Here is a 22,970-nt window from a genome sequence, read left to right on the forward strand (position 1 = left end):
CGTCCGGAGACGCTGATATCAATCCTGCGAGTGCCCACACAGATTGTCTGATAAATTGTTAAAGAGCATGCCGCGATTTACTGCGGCGCGGGCTGCGTATATTACGCTTTCCGCATTGTCAGTCAAGCATTTATTTTCGCTTAACTCACTGGTTCGTATGATTTCGAACCTACTCAACCCGGCGCTTCGTAAGCCGTTGTGCCGTGTCAGTGGAGGCGCATTATAGGGAGTTCTCGGAGGCTGACAAGTGCTAATTTCAAATAAAATTTCGAGTGCTTCTTTTTTCAGCGAAAAGCCGCTAAAGCGCCAGTTTTTCAAGCAACGGGAAGCCATAACGCTGTAAAACGGGTGATAATTGTACCGCTTCACCATCCAGCTCCGTGCAGAATGCGACGTTCTGTTGCGAAGAATTTACTTCAGGCGCTTCATGTTCCAGTAGCCAGGCTGTTCGTCGGGCAATTGCCGCACCGGAATCAATCAGACGCGTCCCTTCAGGTAACACCTGCTGCAGCTCTTCGCGCAGTAAAGGGAAGTGCGTACAGCCTAAAACAACCGTGTCCGGTGGTTCAGCCATCCGCAGCCACGGCTGAACAATACGGCGCACCTCATCCAGTGCAACCTCAGCACCGTGTAGCTTAGCTTCTGCCAGTTCCACCAGCTCCGCCGATCCCAGCATTTCGATGTTGCAGGAACCGGCGAATTGCGCCACCAGCTCGTGGGTATAAGGACGGCGCACTGTAGCCCGCGTCGCCAGCAACCCGACCACACCATTTCGCGTCAGGCGCGCGGCAGGTTTAATCGCCGGAACCACACCCACGACAGGAAACGCAAAGCGTTCACGTAAAGCAGGCAATGAAACCGTGCTGGCTGTATTGCAGGCGATGATGACTAATGAGAGAGGATAACGCTGTGTAATGGCCTCAACGATAGCGACCACGCGTTCCACGATGAAGGTTTCGCTTTTCTCGCCGTAAGGGAATCCAGCGTTATCGAAGGCGTAGAGATAATGAAGATCCGGCAACAGCTGACGGACCTCATCATAGACAGAAAGCCCACCGACGCCGGAATCAAACACCAGCACGGTGGGACGCAAATCAGAAGTTGTAGCTGCCGCTGAGGTAATACTCTCGTCCTGGAGTCTGATAGCCATACACTGTCTCGTAATCTTTATCGAACAGGTTGGCAATTCTACCACGAACCGTGAGTTGTGAAGTGACAGGATATGAGACGGCGAGATCCCACAGGCTGACACCGCCTAATTTCACACGACGGCTGGGCGTGCTGTTGAAGTCGGTATCATAACGGTCGCCCAGATAGTGATAAGTCACGGACCAGTCAAACTCATGCAGTGTCCAGTCAAGCTGATACTTGACCTGCTGCTTAGCCCGGCGAACGAGCGGCTGATCGGTGCTGCCATCCCGCGCATCGACATAATCATATGAGAGCTGATGCGTCAGCGGCCCGGTATCGAATCCAGCGGTGGCTTCAACGCCTTTAATACGTGCCTTCTCAATGTTGTAGTAGCGGAAGGTCTGCGGATCGCCTTCAATCAGGTCATCAATGTCGTTGCGATAGCCCGACACGCGCCAGTTCACCGGCCCGGTCAGCCCCTCAAAGCCGCCTTCCCACTGCTTACTTTTTTCAGGATCGAGGTCGCGGTTGCCATAAAATGGGCTGTATACCTGCGACAGATTAGGCGCTTTGAAAGCAGTACCATACGAAGCGAACGCGCGGTACCCGGAAATAAACTCCCATGACGCCGCCGTCTGCCAGGTGTTATGCCAGCCGAACTGATTGTTATCGTCACCACGTACCGCACCCTCAAGAGTGACGCTGCCAAACTGTTGCTGCCCGGTCACGTAGAGGCCGGTATTACGCTGTTCATAGCCATCTGATAAATAGTTCGTGCCCGGTTCCGTTGTCTCTTTCTGCCAGTCAACACCCGCACTGACGGCGCCCTGCCCCACCTGCACAGTATTGCCCCACTGCAGATTGTACTGAGTGACATCATCAAAGGTGGATGCAGCGCCGTAGCGGCCATTGCGCGGATCGTAGTTAATGTCTTTGGTATGGCCATAACTGGCAATAAGCTGGGTGGAGTAGACGTCGCGGTTGAAGCGTAACCCGGTGTCCCAGGTCTGGCTGTAGAGCTGACGGGTATCCGCCAGGCCGATGATATTCGTGAAGCTGTCATCATACGTGTAAGACCCGTCATAGGCAGTGCGGTTATCAAAGCCATAGCCGCGCACAAAACCACTGAGTTCATCGCTGAACTGATGCTCAAGGTTGCCATACAGGGTTTTGCTCATGAAGCCGTCGCGATCGTGCTGCGCCGGGCCATAGTCATTGGGATAGCCCGCCACCACGTCATACCCTTTGGTGTAGGTATAGTTGCCTGCCAGGGTAAGCTTTGTCGCGTCGCCCAGCATCTGCTGGGTTGAGCCGTCATACGATTGATAGCCGTTGGATCCCATGCCCGCCGTCAGCGTCGTGCCCGGTTGCGAACGGCCCGTAATAATATTCACCACGCCGCCAATGGCATCAGAACCGTAAACCGCGGAACGTGCGCCGCGAATATATTCGATGCGTTGCACCAGCGACAGGGGGATCTGGCTGAGGTCGGACGAACCGGTAATACCCGCCTGATTAAGCCGGATACCATCAATCAGGATCAGCACATGTCTGGACTCAGTACCCCGAATAAACAGCGAACTCTGCTGCCCTGACCCGCCGCTTTGCGCGACATCGACACCCGGCAGACGGCGCATCACATCTGTCAGACTTTTGGCCTGCCAGCGATCAATCTCATCACGCGTGACGACGGTTGTCGGCGCCAGCACCCCGGAAACAGGTTCGGCAAAACGGTTGGCAGTAACGATTTGCGTATCATCATTCCCCTGCGCAAAACCGTTTTGCGCCCAGAGAGAAATCGCCGTTGCGCTCAGAGCGAACAGCGATGCAGTTTTTTTTGTCATTTTAATCGCATCCATAAGACGAAGCAGGATGCCGCAGGCCGACAATCAATAGAACGCGATGATTGTACGAGTAGCGACGTTACACCGGCAGGTCTTCGGGCTGGGAACCATAAATGATGATGACTTCCCATCCCGGAGGACAGTGTCTGCAATTGCACTCATCACGACATTCCTTACCGCTGCGCGTCAGCTCCAGATTCACACTGGATTCCCTATTAACTCAGGCTTGAGGCCGGCGTCTGCAGTCTACGGAGTGGAGATACGGAAGTCCAGACTGCCAAATATCTTATCGCTGTGGGACTGGACATCAGCAAGTGAATGCCTACAATCGCCCGCTGGTAAGCTATTAATCAGGATTGCTCATGACACCCGAACATCTCCCCATTGAAGACTATGACGCACAGCTGGCGGAAAAAGTCAGTCGTTTAGAGACGATGATGACGCCGTTTGCTGCGCCCGACGTGGAGGTGTTCCGTTCGCCGGTCAGCCACTATCGGATGCGCGCCGAATTCCGCCTGTGGCACGACGGTGATGATATCTATCACATCATCTTTGATCAGCAGACGCGCGAGCGGATCCGGGTCGATCAGTTCCCGGCAGCCAGCCAGCTGATCAATCAGCTGATGCCAAAGATGATCGCCGCGATCCGTGATAACCGCACCCTGCGTCATAAGCTGTTCCAGATCGACTATCTGTCAACCATGAGCAATCAGATTGTGATTTCACTGCTCTATCATCGCAAGCTGGATGATGAGTGGCAGCAGGCAGCCGCCGCGCTGCGTGATCAACTGCGTGCGGAAGGTCTGGATGTGCAGTTAATTGGCCGTGCGACCAAAACCAAAATCTGTCTGGATCGCGACTATGTCGATGAGTGTCTGCCGGTTGCGGGTCGCGAGATTATCTATCGTCAGGTCGAGAACAGTTTTACCCAGCCTAACGCGGCAATGAATATTCAGATGCTGGAGTGGGCGCTGGATGTGACGCAGGATTCACAGGGTGACCTGCTGGAGCTTTACTGCGGTAACGGCAACTTCTCGCTGGCGCTGGCGCGCAATTTCCGCCGCGTTCTGGCAACGGAAATCGCCAAGCCTTCTGTTGCGTCGGCGCAATACAACATTGCCGTGAACCAGATTGATAACGTGCAGATCATTCGCATGGCGGCGGAGGAGTTTACTCAGGCGATGAATGGCGTGCGCAGCTTTAATCGTCTGGAAGGGATTGATCTGACCAGCTACGAGTGCGAGACGATATTTGTCGATCCACCACGTAGCGGCCTGGATGAAGAGACGGTGAAAATGGTGCAGGCGTATCCGCGCATCCTTTATATCTCCTGCAACCCACAAACCCTGAGTGACAATCTGCAAACGTTGTCAGAAACGCACGACGTGACGCGGCTGGCGCTGTTTGATCAGTTCCCCTACACCCACCACATGGAATGCGGTGTGCTGCTGACGCGTAAAGCGTAAACAAAAACGGGAACCCTGAGGTTCCCGTTTTTTTTCCCTGCCGATATCCCTACTGATTACGCTTGCGCTTAAACCGCGTCGCAATCCAGAACACCAGCGCGACCATCAGAACGGTAGGAACGAAATTAGAGCCAATGTCCGGGTATTCTGCCCGCACCAGCGCGCTATAAACCAGAATCCCCAGCAGGAAAAACGCCGCCGCCAGGCCTGGCATGCCGTCCGGCATGTTGGTGTTGAGATACCGCTGATGCAGACACCAGGCCGCCAGACCCAGCGCAATCAGCGGAAAAATCGAAAAGGGAACAAAGGCGCTGAACAGCACAGAAAACGAACCGTTAATCGCTAAGCCGGTAATAAAAGCCAGTGCCAGAGTGCTTTTATCGCGGGTACCTGGGTGGGTCATGAACTGATCCTTACTCATTGCTCTTCGGGTTTTTCCAGGGTGACCGCCAGTCGTTCCTGCTCACGGCGGTACCAGTAATAAGCGCCTTTGGCGATCATCCGCAACTGTAACACCAGCCGATCCTCAAGCTTACGTCGCTGCTCAGCATCAACGTCCAGTGCTTCTGCACCGGCGCTGAAGACAATGGTCACCATCGCTTCAGCCTGCGCTTCGGTAAAACTGCGCGGCATGCGATTTTCGACCTCAAGATAGTCAGCCAGTTCAGCGATAAAGTGCTGAATTTCACGCGCCACGGCGGCACGGAAAGCAGCAGAGGTGCCGGAACGTTCACGCAGTAACAGGCGGAAAGCGTTGGGGTTGTTGCCGATGAACTCCATAAAGGTCGACACCGACGTTTTAATGATGCTGCCGCCTTTGGCGATACGCTGTCGTGCCTGACGCATCAGCTGTCGCAGCATCAGCCCACTTTCGTCCACCATCGTCAGGCCAAGCTCATCAACATCCTTGAAATGACGATAAAAGGAGGTGGGTGCAATCCCCGCTTCACGGGCAACTTCCCGCAAACTCAAACTGGCAAAACTGCGTTCGGCGCTGAGCTGACTGAACGCTGCTTCAATCAGTGTACGTCGTGTACGTTCTTTTTGTTGCGCTCTGACGCCCATTCTCTCTGCCTTTAGCGGTGTTGAGCGGGCACTATAGCAAAATTTTCAGCGTACAGATTGGCATTCTTTGTCACTGCCTGTGAACCTCACACTTTGTCAAAATGTGATGAAAATCGCTGATAGAATTCAGAAGTGCGCGACGAGATGTTAGAATCTCGTTGTAAAAATGTATAAATAATAGGACGTATCGGTATGCAAAAGTCTTACGATTACGATGCCATTGTGATTGGCTCAGGGCCCGGCGGTGAAGGGGCGGCGATGGGGCTGGTAAAACAGGGAGCGCGCATCGCCGTGGTCGAACGCTACCACAACATCGGCGGCGGCTGTACGCACTGGGGAACCATCCCTTCCAAAGCCCTTCGCCACGCCGTCAGTCGCATTATCGAATTCAACCAAAACCCGCTCTACAGCGATCATACCCGACTGCTTCGCTCCTCTTTCGCCGACATTCTTAATCACACTGAAAGCGTGATCAGCCAGCAGACAGCCATGCGCCAGGGCTTCTACGAGCGTAACCGCTGTGAGCTTTATCAGGGCGATGCCCATTTTGTTGATGCCAATACGATTGAGATTGAACAACCTGATGGCACGCGTGAGACGCTGACGGCAGAGAAGTTTGTTATCGCCTGTGGTTCACGGCCTTACCATCCTGATAATGTCGACTTTACGCATCCCCGCGTCTACGACTCCGACTCTATCCTTAATCTGCACCACGAACCGGGTCACGTCATTATTTACGGCGCTGGCGTCATCGGCTGTGAATATGCATCGATTTTCCGTGGTCTCAACGTCAAAGTTGACCTGATTAATACCCGCGATCGCCTGCTGGCGTTTCTCGATCAGGAGATGTCGGATTCTCTCTCATACCACTTCTGGAATAGCGGCGTAGTGATTCGTCACAATGAAGAGTTTGAGAAGATCGAAGGCGTGGAAGATGGCGTCATCATGCATCTGAAGTCGGGCAAGAAAGTGAAAGCGGATTGCCTGCTGTACGCCAACGGCCGTACCGGTAACACCGATTCCCTTTCGCTGGAAAACGTCGGTCTGGAAGCCGATGGGCGTGGCCTGCTGAAAGTGAACAGCATGTATCAGACAGCGCAGCCGCACATTTATGCCGTCGGTGACGTGATTGGCTATCCAAGCCTGGCCTCAGCCGCCTACGATCAGGGCCGTATTGCCGCACAGGCGATTATCAAAGGGGAAGCGTCAGCACACCTGATTGAAGATATCCCAACCGGTATCTACACCATTCCGGAAATCAGCTCCGTGGGTAAAACCGAGCAGCAGCTGACGGCAATGAAGGTGCCTTACGAAGTGGGCCGCGCGCAGTTTAAACATCTGGCACGCGCGCAGATTGTGGGCATGAACGTTGGCAGTCTGAAGATTCTGTTCCATCGGGAAACCAAAGAGATTCTGGGGATCCACTGCTTTGGCGAGCGTGCCGCTGAGATCATTCACATCGGTCAGGCGATCATGGAGCAAAAAAATGGTGGCAACACGATTGAGTACTTCGTGAATACCACCTTTAACTATCCGACGATGGCCGAAGCCTATCGCGTTGCGGCGTTAAACGGCTTAAACCGCCTGTTTTAACGCAGCGTCGAAATAGTGTGCCATGTGGGTTTTAATTGCCTCTGCCAGCTGTTCATAACGGCTGCGCAGAGGTGAACCCGGACGATAGACCAGCGCGATCGTGCGCTGTGGCACCGGTTTGTAGCAGGTGAGATAGCAGACACCGTCGCGAATACGCTCTGGTGGAACTGCCAGCGCCGGTAACAGCGTAATGCCACTGCCTGCTGCCACCATATTGCGCAGTGTCTCAAGACTGGTCGCCCGGAAATGGGTATCTTCATCGGCACCCGCCTCAAAGCAGAATCCCATCGCCTGGTCACGCAGACAGTGTCCATCTTCCAGCATCAGCAATTTCTCGCCGGCCAGATCGGACATTGGCACACGATCGCGATCGCACCACGGATGATCGGCATAGACAGCCAGCTTCATTGGCTCATCAAACAGCGGCACTTCGATAAAGGCCTGACTCTCTTTGACCAGTGCAACAATCGCACAGTCGAGCTTGCCACTGTCGAGCTGTGACAGCAGCTGTTGCGTCTGCGCTTCGTGCAGATACATCTCCAGTTTCGGGAAGGTCTGGTGCAGCGTCGGGATAATCTGTGGCAGTAAATACGGCGCGGTGGTCGGGATGAGGCCGATATGCAGCGGACCTGACATCGCTTCCCCTTGCTGACTGGCCATCTCTTTCAGCACTTTCACTTCACGCAGCACCGTACGCGCCTGATCCACCAGCAGTAAACCTGCCTGCGTGAACAGCACTTTACGGCTGGTGCGCTCCAGCAGCATCACACCCAGCTCATCTTCCAGCTTACGGATCTGCCCGCTTAACGTGGGCTGACTGACATGACATGCATCCGCCGCACGGCGGAAATGACGGTGTTCAGCAAGCGAAACCAGATATTCAAGATCACGAATATTCATTATTACCCTCCAAACCACGATAGCCCGTGGCGATAGATAGAATAGCAATGAACGATTGGCCCTATCAAGGGTGGTTGGGAATAATGCGCGCAACAAAAAGCTCAGGAGTCTGTCTTCATCTCTATAAAGCCAGCTGCGGCTTCTGTGCGCAGGCCATACAGAGGCTGAGTGAGCATGTCATTGAGTACGAAAATTGTGATGGGACAGGATTCGACAACCGTCAGTTCAGGAGCCGTTTCAGGCCTGGCGACGGTACTGCAGGTCTTCATGGGCGGTCGTCATGCTGGCGGCAGTGAAGATCTGCGTCAATACTTGCTGTCAGCGTAAGAGAGTCTGAGCGTCGGCCGGGAGAGCGGGCGCTTTGATGATGTGCCTATAAAAAATAGTAGTTCTGAAGCTAGAGGTTGGCGGGCATTTTAATGTGCCCGCTTTTTTTTACCTGCTGATCACGCCAGACGCTGTTTAGCGTCACCGATAGCGCGGGCAACCTGCTGCGGAGAAACACCGCCCTGCGCATTACGCTTATCCAGACACGATTGCAGCGCCAGAATCGGATAGACATCCTCGCCAATCACCGCGCTGAACTGCTGAAGTTGTGCCAGCGACAGCGCTTCAAGTGCTACGCCCTGCCCGATAGCCGCCACGACAACTTCGCCAACGATATGGTGTGCTTCACGGAACGGCACGCCTTTGGCGACCAGATAGTCGGCCAGCTCAGTAGAGTTTGCGTAGCCCTGTTCAGCGGCTTCCTGGCAACGCGGACGTTTAACCTGCAGGCCATCCAGCACCAGCACTGACATATGCAGACAGTCGAGCCAGGTATCCAGCGCGTCAAACAGCCCTTCTTTGTCTTCCTGCATATCTTTGTTGTAGGCCAGCGGCAGACCTTTTAGCGTCATCATCATGCCGGTCAGTGCACCCTGCACACGACCACATTTGCCGCGAATCAGCTCCAGCGCATCCGGATTTTTCTTCTGCGGCATCAGTGATGAGCCTGAGGTCACTTTATCTGACAGCTCAATAAAGCCTGCTTCGCCGGTGTTGAAGAAAATCATATCTTCCGCAAAGCGCGACAGATGCACCATGCCAATGGCCGCGTCAGAGAGCAGTTCCAGCACGTGATCGCGGTCTGATACGGTATCCAGACTGTTACGTGTGGCGGAAGCGAAGCCCAGCCAGCCTGCCAGCTGCTGACGATCAATCTCGTAAGCGGTACCGGCCAGTGCGCCACAGCCCAGCGGGCTGACATCAAGACGCTTCAGGGTATCCTGCAGACGGCTCTCGTCACGCGCCAGCATTTCAACGTAGGCCAGACACCAGTGCGCAAACGTCACCGGCTGCGCACGCTGCAAGTGGGTGTAGCCCGGCATCACTGCATCCTGATTGGCTTCGGCGGTAATCACTAACGCCTGCTGCAGCTCACGTGTGGCGCCCAGCAGCGCTTCGATCTGTACCTTGCACCACAGTTTCAGATCGGTCGCGACCTGATCGTTGCGGCTACGGCCGGTGTGCAGCTTTTTGCCCAGCGAGCCGACTTTGTCGATCAGCTTACCTTCAACCCAGCTGTGAATATCTTCGGCATCGCTCTGCAGAATCTGTTCAGGATTTTCACGCACTTCATTCAATAGCGAATTCAGGGCCGCTTCAAGTTGCTGCTGCTCATCCTGAGTCAGCACATTGACCGTCACCAGCGCTTTGGACCAGGCAACAGAGCCAATGATGTCCTGCTCTGCCAGGCGGTAATCGAAGCGCAGCGAGTCATTGAACTGTTTAAAACGTTGATCCGCTGCCTGAGTAAACCGTCCACCCCAAAGTGCCATGTGAAAACTCCTCTGAATCGTTAAACAAGAGGCGGCATAAATGCCGCCCCTGAATCAAAACTGTGAGGCGAGGCGCACCCCGCCTGAAAAATTACTTCTTCTGCTCGTTCAGGGCGCGGATACGCGAAGAGAGCGAGAACAGACGGATAAAGCCGCCCGCGTGACGGTGATCGTAAACTTCATCTTCACCGAAGGTAGCGAACTCTTCCGAGTAGAGGCTGTTCGCAGAACGCTTCTGAGTGGCTGTCGCCTGGCCTTTGTAGAGCTGCAGCACCACTTCACCGTTAACTTCTTCCGCCAGCGATTCGGCAGCAGCCTGAATCGACTTACGCAGCGGAGCGAACCAGCGACCATCATAAACGACGTAAGACATCTCGTGGCCCAGCTGCTCACGCCATTTGAAGCTATCGCGATCCAGGACCAGCTGCTCAACCGCACGCAGCGCATTCACCATGATGGTGCCGCCAGGGGTTTCGTAGCAGCCGCGGGATTTAATGCCTACCAGACGGTTTTCAACGATATCGATACGGCCGACGCCATGTTTTGCGCCCAGCACGTTCAGTTTTTCCAGACACTGGAACGGACTCAGTTTTTCGCCGTTAACCGCCACAACACGACCTTTCTCAACGGTTACAGTCACGTCTTCAGGCTGGTCAGGCGCTTCCAGCGGATCGACAGTCCAGACCCAGCAATCTTTATTTGGTGCATTGGCCGGGCTTTCCAGCACGCCGCCTTCGGTGGAGATATGCCAGGCGTTTTCGTCACGGCTGTAGATTTTTTCCAGCGAAGCGGTGGTCGGAATGTTGCGCTCTTTCAGATAGTCCAGCAGTGCTTCACGTGAACGCAGGTTCCATTCACGCCACGGTGCCACGACTTTCAGCTGTGGTGCCAGCGCGGTGTAGGTGGTTTCGAAACGCACCTGGTCATTGCCTTTACCGGTTGCACCATGACACAGCGCATCCGCGCCTACTTTCAGTGCCAGCTCAACCTGCGCTTTTGCGATGATAGGACGCGCCATAGAGGTGCCCAGCAGATAGGTCCCTTCATACAACGCGCCGGTCTGCAGTACCGGATAAACGTAGTCGCTGATGAACTCTTCACGCAGGTCAACCACGTGACATTCAGAGGCGCCAGACTGCAGGGCTTTCTTCTCAACACCTTCCAGATCGCCGCGCTCCTGACCAATATCCGCTACAAATGCGACCACTTCACAGCCGCCGTAGTTCTCTTTCAGCCATGGAATGATGGCCGAAGTATCAAGACCACCGGAGTAAGCCAGAACGATTTTTTTGATGTTTTGCGTTTGCATTTCGTAATCCTTGAATCAGAGTCGTTAAGCGAGAATCCGGGTGCCAATCGACACGCCGTTAAAAAGATCAGTCAGCCGCTCAGCATGACGCCAGCTGGCAATATCGACCGGGCGACCCAGTGTACGCGCCGCATCAAGTGCCGCGTGGACTTTAACAATCATGCCATCGGTAATAATGCCCTGGGAAATCAGCTGCTCAGCTTTGTCGGCGGTCATCTCTTCGATGCGCTGACCTTTGCCGTCGAGAATACCACTGACGTCGGACAACAGAACCAGATCGGCACCCAGCGTCGAGGCCAGCGCGGTTGCCGCCTGGTCAGCGTTGACGTTCATCAGGTCGCCGCTGTCAGTAATACCAATTGAGCTCACCACCGGCATGTAACCCGCCGCCAGCAGCGTGTTCAGCAAGGCCGGATTACCCGGCGTTGCGTGGCCAACATGGCCAAGTTCTTCATCAAACGGAGCGACATTCACAATGCCCGCATCGCCCAGGCAGAGGCCGACCGCGTTGATGCCCGATTTTTTTGCCCAGGCCAGCAACGTTTTGTTTGCGGTTCCCGCCAGTGCACCGGTAATGATGTCGATCTGATCGGCTGGGGTGACGCGCAGGCCATTTTTCTTCATGACTGGCAGCGCCAGCTTTTTCATCAGTTCATCGACCAGGCAACCGCCGCCGTGGACAATGAGCAGCGGACGCTGATGGGCGCTGCGATATTTCAGCAGCGCTTCAAACAAACGGGCCAGCGCTTCTTCGCTGTCTAACAGCACACCGCCCAGCTTAATAATCAATGGATTGGTCATGGTTAAGTTGTCCGTTAAATCAGTGACTGCGTTTCAGGGAAGCCGAACCGGATGTTCAGGCACTGTACCGCCTGCGATGCCGCGCCTTTCAGCAGATTATCTTCGGCGGCGACGACAATCAGATGTTCGCCCTGTACTTCAAAACCGATATCACAGTAAGGCAGGCCCACAACGGCTTTCAGCGCCGGCACGCCCTTATCATAGAGCCGCACCAGTGGCTTATTGTCATAGGCGCGATGGAAAACAGCGGCGATATCTTCGCGGCTGACACCCGCTTTCAGACGGCAGGTAATCGTTGCCAGAATACCGCGCGGGAAACTGCCCAGATGCGGCGTAAAGATCACGGGTGTACCGAGGTGCGCAACAATTTCCGGGTGGTGACGATGGTTAAACAGGCCATAAGGATGAAGACTTACTTCGCAGAAACTGGTGCCGACATTGGCTTTACGTCCGGCACCGCTCACGCCACTGGTGGCGTTAATGACTGGCCACTGCGCATCGTTCAACAGTCCGGCATCCACCAGGGGTTTCAGTGCCAGTTGCGCAGCGGTCGGGTAGCAACCCGGTACCGCTACCAGCTGCGCCTGCTGAATTTTCTCATGCTGATATTCCGCCAGGCCGTACACCGCTTTGTCCAGCCAGTCACCATGCTGATGGGTGAAGCCATAGAAGCGGGTATAAAAATCAGCGTCATTAACGCGGAACGCGCCTGACAGGTCGAACACGACACAACCGGCCTTAAGGAATTCCGGCGCCAGATCGTGGCTGACTTCATGCGCCGTCGCCAGGAACACCACATCCACTTTGTCTGCCCACTCAGCTGCGCTGCTCAGCGGCTGTAGCGGTAAATCCACTACGCCTTTCAGCTGTGGATGGAGGTCAGAGAGGCGCTTGCCAGCATCAGGGCTTTGCGCAGAAACCGCCAAAGCGGTTATGTTGATATGTGGATGGCGATTCAGGAAGGTGGCAAGCTCTACACCGGCATAACCACTGGCACCAACGATCAGCGTATTCAACATCAGGCTGTAACCCTTTTTACAGTCGCACGTTCCGGGTCGCGGCCTTGCCCCGTTACCCACCCTGTCATCTGCAGTGATTTATGGTTCCCTTGCAGAGGACGTTAATGTATTTTTATTCACTATTACTGCATGAATATGGATACATCCTAACCCAAGGACCGCCAACAGTGAAGACAAAATTACCGCCTTTTATTGAACTGTACCGCCAGTTAATCGCCACACCGTCGATCAGCGCAACCGATGCCGCACTGGATCAGAGTAATGAAACTTTAATCAATTTGCTGGCCGGCTGGTTCCGCGACCTTGGCTTCAGCGTTGAAGTGCAGCCGGTGCCCGGCACCCGCAATAAATTTAATATGCTGGCGCGCACCGGCACCGGTGCGGGCGGCCTGCTGTTAGCCGGTCATACGGATACCGTTCCCTTTGATGATGGCCGCTGGACGCGCGATCCCTTTACCCTGACCGAGCACGACAACAAGCTCTACGGCTTGGGCACAGCAGACATGAAAGGCTTCTTCGCCTTTATTCTCGACACGCTGCGCGATGTGGATGTCAGCACGCTGAGCAAACCGCTCTATATCCTTGCCACGGCCGATGAAGAGACCACCATGGCTGGCGCCAAATATTTCTCTGAATCGACGCAGCTGCGTCCCGACTGTGCCATCATCGGTGAACCGACTTCGCTTAAACCGGTGCGCGCGCACAAAGGCCATCTGTCGAATGTGATTCGCATCGAGGGGAAATCGGGCCATTCCAGCGATCCGGCACGCGGTGTCAACGCCATTGAACTGATGCATGAGTCGATCACTCATCTGATGCAACTGCGCACGACGCTGCAGGAGCGTTATCACCATGACGGCTTCGCTATCCCTTATCCGACCATGAATTTCGGCCATATTCATGGCGGAGACGCCGCGAACCGTATCTGCGCCTGCTGTGAACTGCATATGGATATTCGTCCGTTGCCGGGCCTGTCGCTGAGCGATCTGGATGGGTTGCTGAACGAGGCGCTGGCACCGGTGAGTGCACGCTGGCCGGGCCGGGTCACCGTGGCCGAACTGCATCCGCCGATTCCGGGCTATGAGTGTCCGGTAAATCATGAACTGGTGAGTGTGGTTGAGAAATTACTGGGTACGCCAACCGAGGTGGTGAATTACTGTACCGAGGCGCCGTTTATTCAAACACTCTGTCCAACGCTGGTCCTGGGCCCGGGCTCAATCAATCAGGCGCATCAGCCCGACGAATTTATTGATACGGCATTTATTAAGCCGACACGGGCGCTAATCAGTCAGGTTGTGCAGCATTTTTGTCACTGATTGACAGCAAATGGGGCATTTCACTGTATTAACAGCAAAATGCCCCCGCAATCTGCGGGATTTAACAATAAGAATAACTTATCCCGCTTCTTTCTCTATAAATTCTACGAATTTCCGTTAGTTAGCCACATCTTCAGTGCACTTTAACGCATTTGACGAACGCAGCATTACGTGGCTAGATAAAAGACGATGTTATGCCCACCGGGTGATTATCCAGAACGTTTCAGAATGTGGACAGGCGGCAACGGAGCCGGTTCCCTGTAGATTATCGGGGACACAATGTTGCTGATTTTTCTGCTGCCTGAAAGGTCGGGTGTATGAGTTTTTCAAGACGATAAGGGTGTCAGGGTCCAATGAACGAACAATATTCCGCAATGCGAAGTAATGTCAGTATGCTCGGCAAACTGCTCGGGGATACGATTAAGGATGCACTGGGAGAGAACATCCTCGACCAGGTTGAAACCATCCGTAAGCTCTCCAAGTCATCCCGTGCAGGAAATGACACTCATCGTAAAGAACTGCTCAATACGCTGCAGAACCTCTCCAACGAGGAGCTTCTGCCGGTTGCACGCGCTTTCAGCCAGTTTCTGAACCTCACTAACGTGGCTGAGCAGTATCAGACCATCTCGCAAAGTGGTGAGGGTGAGAACCATCCTGAACTGCTGAAAAAGACCTTTGATACCCTGAAACAGCAGAAAGATATCAGCGAAAGCGACATCCTTGCGGCCATTGAATCACTGTCTCTGGAGCTGGTGCTGACTGCGCACCCGACCGAAATCACCCGTCGTACACTGATTCACAAGCTGGTTGAAGTTAACAGCTGCCTGAAGCAGCTTGATCACAGCGATGTCTCCGACTACGAACGCAACCAGATTATGCGCCGTTTGCGCCAGCTGGTGGCGCAGGCGTGGCACACCGATGAGATCCGTAAATATCGTCCGACCCCAGTAGACGAAGCCAAATGGGGCTTTGCCGTCGTAGAAAACAGCCTGTGGGAAGGCGTTCCTGCTTTCCTGCGTGAGCTGAACGAGCAGGTCGAAGAGGCGTTTGGCATCAGGCTGCCGGTCGATTTCGTGCCGGTTCAGTTCACCTCGTGGATGGGTGGCGACCGCGACGGTAACCCGAACGTCACGGCGTCGATTACCCGCCATGTGATGCAGCTGAGCCGCTGGAAAGCCACTGACCTGTTCCTGCGCGATATCGGCGTGTTGATCTCCGAGCTGTCGATGTCCGAGTGCAGTGAAGAGATCCGCGAACTCAGCGGCGAGCCGGAAGCGCTGGAACCTTACCGTGTGATCCTGAAATGTCTGCGCAGTCAGCTGATGACGACCCAGTCGTTCCTGGAACGTCGCCTGAAAGGCGAACGCCTGCCGCGTCCGGCCGATCTGCTGGTCTCCAACGATCAACTGTGGGACCCGCTGTTTGCCATCTATCAGTCACTGCAACAGTGCGGCATGGGCATTATCGCTAACGGTCAGTTGCTTGATACGCTGCGCCGCGTGAAATGCTTCGGCGTGCCGCTGGTGCGTATCGATCTGCGCCAGGAGAGCACCCGTCACACAGAGGCGATTGCCGAAGTGACCCGTTATCTGGGCCTCGGCGATTATGAAAGCTGGTCTGAAGCGGACAAGCAGGCGTTCCTGATCCGTGAACTGAATTCCAAGCGCCCGCTGCTGCCTCGTACCTGGGAACCCAGCGATGAGACGCGTGAAGTGCTGGAGACGTGTCGTGTCGCGGCGGAAGCCCCGCAGGGTTCTATCGCCGCCTATGTTATTTCGATGGCGAAAACCCCTTCCGACGTGCTGGCCGTGCATCTGCTGCTGAAAGAAGCGGGCATCGGTTATGCCATGCCGGTTGCACCGCTGTTTGAAACGCTTGATGATCTGAATAACGCGAACGACGTGATGAGCCAGCTGCTGAGCATCGACTGGTATCGCGGCTTTATTCAGGGCAAACAGATGGTGATGATTGGCTATTCTGACTCGGCGAAAGATGCCGGTGTCATGGCCGCCAGCTGGGCGCAATATCAGGCACAGGATGCCCTGATTAAAACCTGCGAGAAGGCCGGTATTTCACTGACGCTGTTCCACGGACGCGGCGGCAGCATTGGTCGTGGCGGCGCGCCCGCCCATGCCGCACTGCTGTCACAACCGCCAGGCAGCCTGCGCGGCGGTCTGCGTGTGACTGAACAGGGTGAGATGATCCGCTTTAAATATGGCTTACCGGCCGTGACCATCGCCAGCCTGTCGCTCTACACCGGCGCAATTCTGGAAGCAAACCTGATGCCACCGCCAGAGCCAAAACGCGAATGGCGCGACATTATGGATCAGCTCTCAACTGACTCCTGTGCGATGTATCGTGGTTATGTGCGTGAAAACGCTGACTTCGTCCCTTATTTCCGTTCGGCGACGCCGGAGCAGGAGCTGGGTAAATTACCGCTGGGATCACGTCCGGCCAAACGCCGTCCTACCGGTGGCGTAGAGTCGCTGCGTGCGATTCCATGGATTTTCGCCTGGACGCAGAACCGTCTGATGCTGCCTGCCTGGCTGGGTGCCGGTGCTGCATTGCAGCAGGCGATGGCAGCCGGTCATCAGGATCAGCTGGAAGCGATGTGCCGCGACTGGCCATTCTTCTCCACCCGTCTGGGGATGCTGGAGATGGTCTTCTCGAAAGCCGACCTGTGGCTGGCGGAATATTACGATCAGCGTCTGGTCGATAAATCACTCTGGCCACTGGGTAAACAACTGCGCGAACAGCTTGCTGCGGATATCAAAGCGGTACTGACCATCGCCAATGACTCACACCTGATGGCTGACCAGCCGTGGATTGCCGAGTCGATTGCGCTGCGTAACGTCTATACCGATCCGCTCAACGTACTCCAGGCAGAACTGCTACATCGTTCACGTGCGCAGGAAGCCCGTGGTGAGGAGCCGGATGCCCGCGTAGAGCAGGCGCTGATGGTGACGATTGCAGGTGTGGCGGCAGGTATGCGCAATACCGGTTAATCGTGGTCAGGCGCTGACAACGGTCAGCGCTGCCCGCCAGAAAAACAAAAAAGTCGGGACGTTCCCGACTTTTTTATTGGCTGTAACAAGAGGCTTAAGCCGCAGCGGCAGGACGCACACCTAACGTGTGACAGATGGCGTAACTCATTTCGGCACGGTTCAGCGTGTAAAAATGGAAATCTTTCACCCCTTCGCGTGACAGAATTTTTACCATGTCCATCGCGATATTGGCGCCCACCATTTTGCGCGTTTCCGGATCATCATCCAGACCGGCAAACATCGCGTTCATCCAGCCTGGCACACGCACATTGGTCAGCGTGGCAAAGCGCTGGAGCTGTTTAAAGTTAGAGACCGGCAGAATGCCCGGCACAATTTCCACATCAATACCGGTCGAAACACAGCGATCGCGAAAACGTAAATAGCTTTCAACGTCGAAGAAGAACTGGGTAATCGCCCGGTTTGCGCCCGCATCAATTTTACGCTTCAGGTTAATCAGATCGGCCTGGGCGCTTTTCGCTTCGGGATGGACTTCAGGATAGGCGGCGACGGAAATATCAAAATCGCCGACCTCTTTCAGCAGCGACACCAGATCGCTGCCGTACATCTCAGGCTTGCCGCTGCCGGGAGGCAGGTCACCGCGCAGCGCCACAATATGGCGAATGCCATTGTTCCAGTAATCCTGAGCAATGGTGCGCAGTTCATCCCGCGTGGCATCAACACAGGTCAGATGGGGTGCAGCCTCCAGCCCGGTTCTATCTTTAATGCCTTTGATAATGCTGTGGGTGCGGTCGCGCTCCCCTGAGTTCGCGCCGTAAGTAACAGAAACGAATTTTGGTTTCAGGCTGCTCAGACGATCGATGGAGGTCCACAGGGTCTCTTCCATTTCGCTGGTACGCGGCGGGAAGAACTCAAATGAAACATTAATTTGCCCGTTCAGCTCAGCCAGGCTCTGGTTTAGCGCTTCGCGCTGATTGGCATGAAAGAAACTCATCCTGCACCCTCATCGATTAACAATCGGCCTGCGAACATCTACACGTTTAGACGTCCAGATGTTCAAAATGACGTAATCTGCGGATGCCGTCAACTTAAAAATGATCAACAGCCGTGATCAATTTTCAATCAACTTGAAGAAGTTTCAACAGAGGAGAGATAACGCATTGAAAACAGGCGCCGAAGCGCCTGTTTAAGAGAAATTACAGCAACTGTGCGAGGCGATTAATATCTGACTGTATTGCACCTGCGGTAACATCACGGCCTGCACCGGGTCCGCGGATGACCAGCGGATTGTCGCGATACCAGCGACTTTCAATCGCAAAGACGTTGTCGCACGGCAGCAGCGAAGCCAGCGGATGTTCCGGACGCACCGCTTCGACCCCGACACGTGCTTTACCGTTGGCATCAAACCGGGCAACGTAACGCAGCATCAGGTCCATCTCCTGCGCGGCTTCCAGACGCTGCAGCATCTGCTCATTCAGCTCTTCACCATTTTCAAAGAAGTGGTCTACTGAGCCCTGCTGACAGTTGTCTGGCACCAGCGATTCCACCCGTACCTGATCCGGCTCGATGTTGTAGCCTGCTTCACGCGCCAGGATCACCAGCTTACGCATCACATCCTGACCCGAGAGATCGGCGCGCGGATCCGGCTCGGTTAAGCCCTGCTGCCAGGCCTGATCCACCAGCTCGGTAAACGGCACCGTGCCATCAAACTGCAGGAACAGCCAGGACAACGTACCGGAGAAGATCCCGCTGATTGCCAGGATGGTATCGCCGCTGTCGCGCAGGTCGCGTACCGTGTAGTTGATCGGCAGGCCTGCGCCTACGGTGGCGTTATAGAGCCAGTGACGCCCGGTTTTGGTAAAGGCATCACGAATCTGCCGCCAGGTCTGACTGTCTGACGCACCCGCGACCTTATTGGCGCTGATAACGTGAAAGCCGTGGCTGGCAAAGTCGAGATACTGCTGTGCCAGCGGTGTGCTGGCTGTGACATCCAGCACTACCAGGTCATCAAACGGATGCGCGCACATCCACAGGAACAGCGACTCTTCATCGCGTTCCACCGCTTCATCATCAAAGAAGGCGAGTGCCCGACTGGCATCCAGCCCTTCATAGCTCAGCAGACTGCGACGGCTATCCGCGACACCCGCCAGCACAAATTCAAAGCCGGTCCGCGCTGACAGCGTTTCCTGATCGCGGGCAAACAGCTCCAGCCAGCGTGAACCGATATTGCCTTTGCCAAACAGCATCAGGCCGATGCGCTTTTCTGCACGGAACAGCGACTGATGGAGTCCCTGAATCAGATGCTGCGTCGGGCCGACGCGCAGCACCGCGACCACGCTGATGTGCTCTTCTGACTGCCAGATGAACTCAACCGGCTGATCTTTTAACTGCTGCCAGAAGCGATGGGTATGCAGCGGATTGCGGGTAACGCCTGCGCCAACCAGCGCCACCAGCGCAAGGCCATCGCGCAGCTGCAGATGGCCCGGTAAACCGGCATCCTGTAGCAGCGTAAAGGCACTGTTAACCACTTCGGAGGTATAACAGAGCTGCAGCAGTTGACGGTCAGGATGAACGCCAAACGCCAGCGGTCGCAGCTGCGCGCGCTTCAGCAACAGGTCGATCTCTTTGTGAAGGATGGCAAAGTCATGCTGCTCTGGCAGCTGAATCTCAATCAGGCAAACATCGTCATGGCTGGTGACAATGCGCGCGCCTGTTCCGGAGGCCAGCACGCGTTCAATTCGGGTTGAGCCCTGCTCCGGCTGATAACTGCAGCGCAATTGCAAATCGATATCACTGCCGGAAACCGGCTGCAGCGTACGGGTATGCAGCACCGGTGCCGCCAGACGCGCCAGCTCACTGGCCTCATCCAGCCTTAACAGCGGCAGCAGACAGGCATCAGAGACTTTGCGGGGATCGGCGCTATAAACGCCCGCCACATCGCTCCAGATCGTCACACGTCCGACACCCGCCAGCGCACCGATCTGCGTAGCGGAATAGTCGGAGCCGTTACGGCCAAGCAGGACGGTTTCACCGGCATCGTTACGGCTGATAAAGCCGGTGACCACGATGCGCTTATGGGGATGCTGCGCCAGCAAAGTCTGCAGCAGTGGCCAGGATTTACCCTCATCCACCTGTGGCTGAGCGGCACGTTCAGCACGCAAAAACTCACGCGCATCCAGCCAGCAGGCCTGCAGATCACGCTGGCTCAGGACCGCTGACATCAGGCGTGCTGACCAGACTTCACCGTGCCCGACCACTTCGGCATAGACCGCATCGGTAATCGGCGCATCCAGCAGGGCCGCCAGCTTTTCCAGATCGCGAATAAACGCAGTAATTAAAGGTTCGGCGATCTCAGCAGGCAGCAGCGCACCGATCAGTTCGCTCTGGTAGCGACGCAAGGCCTGTTGCACCTGGTGCGCAGAGAGGCGATCGCTCTGGCTCAGCTTCAGCCAGCTAATCAGCTGGTTGGTGGTTGAACCTGCCGCAGAGACCACCATCAGGTCGCCCGGCTGGCTGTAATCCGCCATAATGCTGGCAACGCGCTGATAGCAACGCGCATCGGCCAGACTGCTGCCACCAAACTTATGCAACTGCCTGATAGTCGGCGTTCCCGCGCCTGCTGAAATCGTCATACTTAACCCTCGGCTGCGATCCGGAATGCATTATCCAGATCGGCAATTAAATCTTCGTGATCTTCAATACCAACAGAAACCCGTAGCAGCGTATCGGAAATGCCCGCTGCCGCGCGTGCTTCTGCTGACATACCCGCGTGCGTCATGGTGGCGGTATGGGAGATCAGACTTTCCACGCCACCCAGCGATTCCGCCAGCGTAAAGAGCCGCAACGCTTTCAGGAAGCGGCGCAGCAGTGCCTCATCACCGTCGATTTCAAAACTCAGCATGGCACCAAAGCCGCGCTGCTGACGTACGGCATGTTCGTGTCCGGCGTTTTCCGGCAGCGAAGGATGATACAACTTTTTCACCCGCTTCTGCTGCTTCAGATACTCAACAATCGCGAGTGCGTTGCGTTGTGCGGCCGCAATGCGCGGCGACAGGGTACGAATTCCGCGCAGCAGCAGATAGCTGTCAAATGCCGCGCCGGTTACACCAATATTATTCGCCCACCAGGCCAGGTCGGTTGCCAGTTGCGGATCTTTGGCAATCACTGCGCCCGCTACCACATCGGAGTGGCCATTGAGGTATTTGGTACAGGAATGGATCACCAGATCGGCACCCAACGCCAGAGGGTTCTGCAGCGCCGGACTCATAAAGGTGTTGTCCACCACGCTGATAGCACCTGCTGCGCGGGCAGCGGCGCAAATCGCGCTGATATCCACTACGCGCAGCAGCGGATTGCTGGGGCTTTCAATCAGCACCAGTTTAGGGTTTTCATCCAGTGCCGCCTGCAGCGCCACCGGGTCGCCCTGATCGACAAATTTAACCCGATACGCGCCGCGCTTGCTCAGGCTGTCAAACAGCCGATAGCTGCCGCCATAACAGTCGTGTGGCGCAACCAGCAGATCGCCAGGCTTCAGGAACACCGTCGTCACCAGGTGAATCGCCGACATCCCGGTATTGGTTAATACCGCGCCCGCTCCTCCCTCCAGTTCGGCCAGGGTACGCTGTACGACATCACGCGTGGGGTTGCCACGACGGGAGTAGTCATGCGCACGAGGCTCATTAAAATCCAGGAAGTTGTAGGTCGTAGAGAGGTGGATTGGCGGGACAACGCAGCCATATTGCTCGTCATCATTCAAACCGCTGCGCACTGCGATGGTTGCCGGTTTACGCGTCATGAGCGAATTGTTCCTGAAGAGTGAATAAAATGTAGGCCACAGGATATCACCCTCTAATTAGACGTCAATACATCTGGACATCTAAATGTCTTTGCGTATAGATTGAGCAAAAACGCAATAACCGCTAAAATTATGCGTCATCGCCTGGCGTTCCCCTCTGTGATGCAGAGGCAGTGAGCGAAGAAAACCCGCCATATCAGGGGTCAGGCAGGAAAAAATCAGGCATAATTCGCTGATTTCCTCACATTTAACGTTTATTAATTAAGGTAACCCATGGCTGAATGGAACGGCGAATATATCAGCCCGTACGCTGAGCACGGTAAGAAGAGCGAGCAGGTCAAGAAGATTACGGTATCTATCCCATTGAGCGTGCTGAAGATTTTAACGGATGAGCGTACCCGTCGTCAGGTGAACAACCTGCGTCACGCCACCAACAGTGAGCTGCTTTGCGAAGCCTTTTTGCATGCCTTTACCGGGCAACCGTTGCCAGACGACGTGGACCTGCGTAAAGAACGCAGCGATGAAATTCCTGAAGAAGCGAAAAAGATCATGCGCGATATGGGCATCGATCCCGACACCTGGGAATATTGATTCGTCAGCGCATAAAAAAACCCAGCCGAAGCTGGGTTTTTTCTTGCCGCCGAACCCACAGGTTCAGGTGCCTTTTAATCTTATTTTTTAGCGCCTGGCACGCTGAAACGCTTGTTAAAGCGGTCAACACGGCCACCAGTTGCCACTTCACGCTGCTTACCGGTATAGAACGGGTGGCATTTGCCACAAACGTCCAGGTTCAGTTCGTGAGTCAGTGTTGAACGGGTGTGGATCTCGTTGCCGCAGGTACATTTGATAGTAACTGCTTCGTATTTCGGGTGAATACCTTGTTTCATGGGGAAACCTCATAGAAGGCCG

General features: G+C 55.1%; 19 protein-coding genes and 1 riboswitch. Of the genes, 6 read left to right on the forward strand and 13 right to left on the reverse strand.

Annotated elements, in window-relative coordinates; all coding sequences use genetic code 11:
- Positions 1 to 298: 298 nt before the first annotated feature.
- Together murI and btuB are read right to left on the reverse strand one after the other, a co-directional pair.
- Entirely contained in the window at positions 299 to 1,150 is an 852-nt protein-coding gene (murI, locus tag LQK91_RS20685; RefSeq protein WP_033762375.1) for a glutamate racemase, read from the reverse strand.
- On the reverse strand, positions 1,095 to 2,975 hold the full coding sequence (btuB, locus tag LQK91_RS20690; RefSeq protein ID WP_105100117.1) for a TonB-dependent vitamin B12 receptor BtuB: 1,881 nt from the start codon (positions 2,973 to 2,975) through the stop codon (positions 1,095 to 1,097). The genes murI and btuB overlap by 56 nt, the downstream gene beginning before the upstream one ends.
- Positions 2,976 to 3,044: 69 nt before the next feature.
- Positions 3,045 to 3,227, reverse strand: a riboswitch (cobalamin riboswitch).
- A 110-nt stretch (positions 3,228 to 3,337) separates the two neighbouring features.
- Between btuB and trmA the strand changes: the two genes are divergently transcribed.
- Complete coding sequence (gene trmA / locus LQK91_RS20695) at positions 3,338 to 4,441, forward strand: tRNA (uridine(54)-C5)-methyltransferase TrmA (RefSeq protein ID WP_008926930.1); 1,104 nt, start codon at positions 3,338 to 3,340, stop codon at positions 4,439 to 4,441.
- 49 nt (positions 4,442 to 4,490) lie between these two features.
- Here trmA and LQK91_RS20700 read toward each other — a convergent pair whose 3' ends face one another.
- Complete coding sequence (locus tag LQK91_RS20700) at positions 4,491 to 4,844, reverse strand: YijD family membrane protein (RefSeq protein ID WP_003851197.1); 354 nt, start codon at positions 4,842 to 4,844, stop codon at positions 4,491 to 4,493.
- Between the two features lie 14 nt (positions 4,845 to 4,858).
- Positions 4,859 to 5,506: an HTH-type transcriptional repressor FabR gene (fabR, locus tag LQK91_RS20705; protein WP_003851200.1), complete on the reverse strand. Its 648-nt coding sequence runs from the start codon at positions 5,504 to 5,506 to the stop codon at positions 4,859 to 4,861.
- Positions 5,507 to 5,698: 192 nt separating this feature from the next.
- Here fabR and sthA point away from each other — a divergent pair, with 192 nt between their 5' ends.
- A complete protein-coding gene (sthA, locus tag LQK91_RS20710) occupies positions 5,699 to 7,099 on the forward strand; it encodes a Si-specific NAD(P)(+) transhydrogenase (protein ID WP_003851201.1) in 1,401 nt (466 codons plus the stop codon).
- Here the strand turns inward: sthA and oxyR are convergent.
- Positions 7,082 to 7,999, reverse strand: coding sequence for a DNA-binding transcriptional regulator OxyR (gene oxyR, locus LQK91_RS20715; protein ID WP_003851204.1), 918 nt, complete (start codon positions 7,997 to 7,999; stop codon positions 7,082 to 7,084). The genes sthA and oxyR overlap by 18 nt on opposite strands.
- Before the next feature lie 180 nt (positions 8,000 to 8,179).
- On the opposite strand from oxyR, the gene LQK91_RS20720 reads away from it, so the two are divergent.
- Positions 8,180 to 8,326 (forward strand): hypothetical protein, encoded by a 147-nt coding sequence (locus tag LQK91_RS20720; protein WP_153574532.1) that lies wholly within the window; start codon positions 8,180 to 8,182, stop codon positions 8,324 to 8,326.
- Between the two features lie 119 nt (positions 8,327 to 8,445).
- Here the strand turns inward: LQK91_RS20720 and argH are convergent, their stop codons facing one another.
- The 4 genes from argH to argC form a co-directional block, all read right to left on the reverse strand.
- Positions 8,446 to 9,819 carry an argininosuccinate lyase gene (gene argH, locus LQK91_RS20725; RefSeq protein ID WP_105100116.1) on the reverse strand — a complete coding sequence of 458 codons (1,374 nt, stop codon included), beginning with the start codon at positions 9,817 to 9,819 and terminating at the stop codon, positions 8,446 to 8,448.
- A 91-nt stretch (positions 9,820 to 9,910) separates the two neighbouring features.
- Positions 9,911 to 11,128, reverse strand: coding sequence for an argininosuccinate synthase (locus LQK91_RS20730; RefSeq protein WP_003851209.1), 1,218 nt, complete (start codon positions 11,126 to 11,128; stop codon positions 9,911 to 9,913).
- Between the two features lie 24 nt (positions 11,129 to 11,152).
- Positions 11,153 to 11,929, reverse strand: coding sequence for an acetylglutamate kinase (argB, locus tag LQK91_RS20735; protein ID WP_078805310.1), 777 nt, complete (start codon positions 11,927 to 11,929; stop codon positions 11,153 to 11,155).
- A gap of 14 nt (positions 11,930 to 11,943) precedes the next feature.
- Positions 11,944 to 12,948: an N-acetyl-gamma-glutamyl-phosphate reductase gene (argC, locus tag LQK91_RS20740; RefSeq protein ID WP_003851214.1), complete on the reverse strand. Its 1,005-nt coding sequence runs from the start codon at positions 12,946 to 12,948 to the stop codon at positions 11,944 to 11,946.
- Positions 12,949 to 13,115: 167 nt separating this feature from the next.
- Here argC and argE point away from each other — a divergent pair, with 167 nt between their 5' ends.
- The gene (gene argE / locus LQK91_RS20745) at positions 13,116 to 14,264 is read left to right on the forward strand and encodes an acetylornithine deacetylase (protein ID WP_003851216.1); all 1,149 of its coding nucleotides are present in this window, start codon (positions 13,116 to 13,118) and stop codon (positions 14,262 to 14,264) included.
- A gap of 353 nt (positions 14,265 to 14,617) precedes the next feature.
- Positions 14,618 to 17,269 (forward strand): phosphoenolpyruvate carboxylase, encoded by a 2,652-nt coding sequence (gene ppc / locus LQK91_RS20750; RefSeq protein ID WP_105100115.1) that lies wholly within the window; start codon positions 14,618 to 14,620, stop codon positions 17,267 to 17,269.
- Positions 17,270 to 17,363: 94 nt separating this feature from the next.
- Here the strand turns inward: ppc and metF are convergent, their stop codons facing one another.
- The 3 genes from metF to metB all read right to left on the reverse strand — a co-directional run bounded on the left by metF (position 17,364) and on the right by metB (position 22,061).
- Positions 17,364 to 18,260 (reverse strand): methylenetetrahydrofolate reductase, encoded by an 897-nt coding sequence (gene metF / locus LQK91_RS20755; protein ID WP_008926936.1) that lies wholly within the window; start codon positions 18,258 to 18,260, stop codon positions 17,364 to 17,366.
- Positions 18,261 to 18,462: 202 nt separating this feature from the next.
- Complete coding sequence (locus tag LQK91_RS20760) at positions 18,463 to 20,898, reverse strand: bifunctional aspartate kinase/homoserine dehydrogenase II (RefSeq protein ID WP_105100114.1); 2,436 nt, start codon at positions 20,896 to 20,898, stop codon at positions 18,463 to 18,465.
- Between the two features lie 2 nt (positions 20,899 to 20,900).
- Entirely contained in the window at positions 20,901 to 22,061 is a 1,161-nt protein-coding gene (gene metB, locus LQK91_RS20765; protein ID WP_003851223.1) for a cystathionine gamma-synthase, read from the reverse strand.
- 273 nt (positions 22,062 to 22,334) lie between these two features.
- Between metB and metJ the strand changes: the two genes are divergently transcribed.
- Complete coding sequence (gene metJ / locus LQK91_RS20770; protein WP_003851225.1) at positions 22,335 to 22,652, forward strand: met regulon transcriptional regulator MetJ; 318 nt, start codon at positions 22,335 to 22,337, stop codon at positions 22,650 to 22,652.
- Between the two features lie 80 nt (positions 22,653 to 22,732).
- Here the strand turns inward: metJ and rpmE are convergent, their stop codons facing one another.
- A complete protein-coding gene (gene rpmE, locus LQK91_RS20775) occupies positions 22,733 to 22,948 on the reverse strand; it encodes a 50S ribosomal protein L31 (RefSeq protein WP_003851227.1) in 216 nt (71 codons plus the stop codon).
- Positions 22,949 to 22,970: the final 22 nt, after the last annotated feature.

It is taken from the genome of Pantoea sp. MHSD4, from assembly GCF_021043305.1.
In the GTDB taxonomy this organism is placed as follows: domain Bacteria; phylum Pseudomonadota; class Gammaproteobacteria; order Enterobacterales; family Enterobacteriaceae; genus Pantoea; species Pantoea eucalypti.

Bases quoted from the DNA above. Each gene is read 5' to 3' on its own strand.
- oxyR (WP_003851204.1), bottom strand. From the start codon at position 7,999: ATGAATATTCGTGATCTTGAATATCTGGTTTCGCTTGCTGAACACCGT.
- LQK91_RS20700 (WP_003851197.1), bottom strand. From the start codon at position 4,844: ATGACCCACCCAGGTACCCGCGATAAAAGCACTCTGGCACTGGCTTTT.
- LQK91_RS20760 (WP_105100114.1), bottom strand. From the start codon at position 20,898: ATGACGATTTCAGCAGGCGCGGGAACGCCGACTATCAGGCAGTTGCAT.
- metF (WP_008926936.1), bottom strand. From the start codon at position 18,260: ATGAGTTTCTTTCATGCCAATCAGCGCGAAGCGCTAAACCAGAGCCTG.
- argC (WP_003851214.1), bottom strand. From the start codon at position 12,948: ATGTTGAATACGCTGATCGTTGGTGCCAGTGGTTATGCCGGTGTAGAG.
- metJ (WP_003851225.1), top strand. From the start codon at position 22,335: ATGGCTGAATGGAACGGCGAATATATCAGCCCGTACGCTGAGCACGGT.
- trmA (WP_008926930.1), top strand. From the start codon at position 3,338: ATGACACCCGAACATCTCCCCATTGAAGACTATGACGCACAGCTGGCG.
- btuB (WP_105100117.1), bottom strand. From the start codon at position 2,975: ATGACAAAAAAAACTGCATCGCTGTTCGCTCTGAGCGCAACGGCGATT.
- argB (WP_078805310.1), bottom strand. From the start codon at position 11,929: ATGACCAATCCATTGATTATTAAGCTGGGCGGTGTGCTGTTAGACAGC.
- sthA (WP_003851201.1), top strand. From the start codon at position 5,699: ATGCAAAAGTCTTACGATTACGATGCCATTGTGATTGGCTCAGGGCCC.
- LQK91_RS20730 (WP_003851209.1), bottom strand. From the start codon at position 11,128: ATGCAAACGCAAAACATCAAAAAAATCGTTCTGGCTTACTCCGGTGGT.
- murI (WP_033762375.1), bottom strand. From the start codon at position 1,150: ATGGCTATCAGACTCCAGGACGAGAGTATTACCTCAGCGGCAGCTACA.
- argH (WP_105100116.1), bottom strand. From the start codon at position 9,819: ATGGCACTTTGGGGTGGACGGTTTACTCAGGCAGCGGATCAACGTTTT.
- ppc (WP_105100115.1), top strand. From the start codon at position 14,618: ATGAACGAACAATATTCCGCAATGCGAAGTAATGTCAGTATGCTCGGC.
- rpmE (WP_003851227.1), bottom strand. From the start codon at position 22,948: ATGAAACAAGGTATTCACCCGAAATACGAAGCAGTTACTATCAAATGT.
- metB (WP_003851223.1), bottom strand. From the start codon at position 22,061: ATGACGCGTAAACCGGCAACCATCGCAGTGCGCAGCGGTTTGAATGAT.
- fabR (WP_003851200.1), bottom strand. From the start codon at position 5,506: ATGGGCGTCAGAGCGCAACAAAAAGAACGTACACGACGTACACTGATT.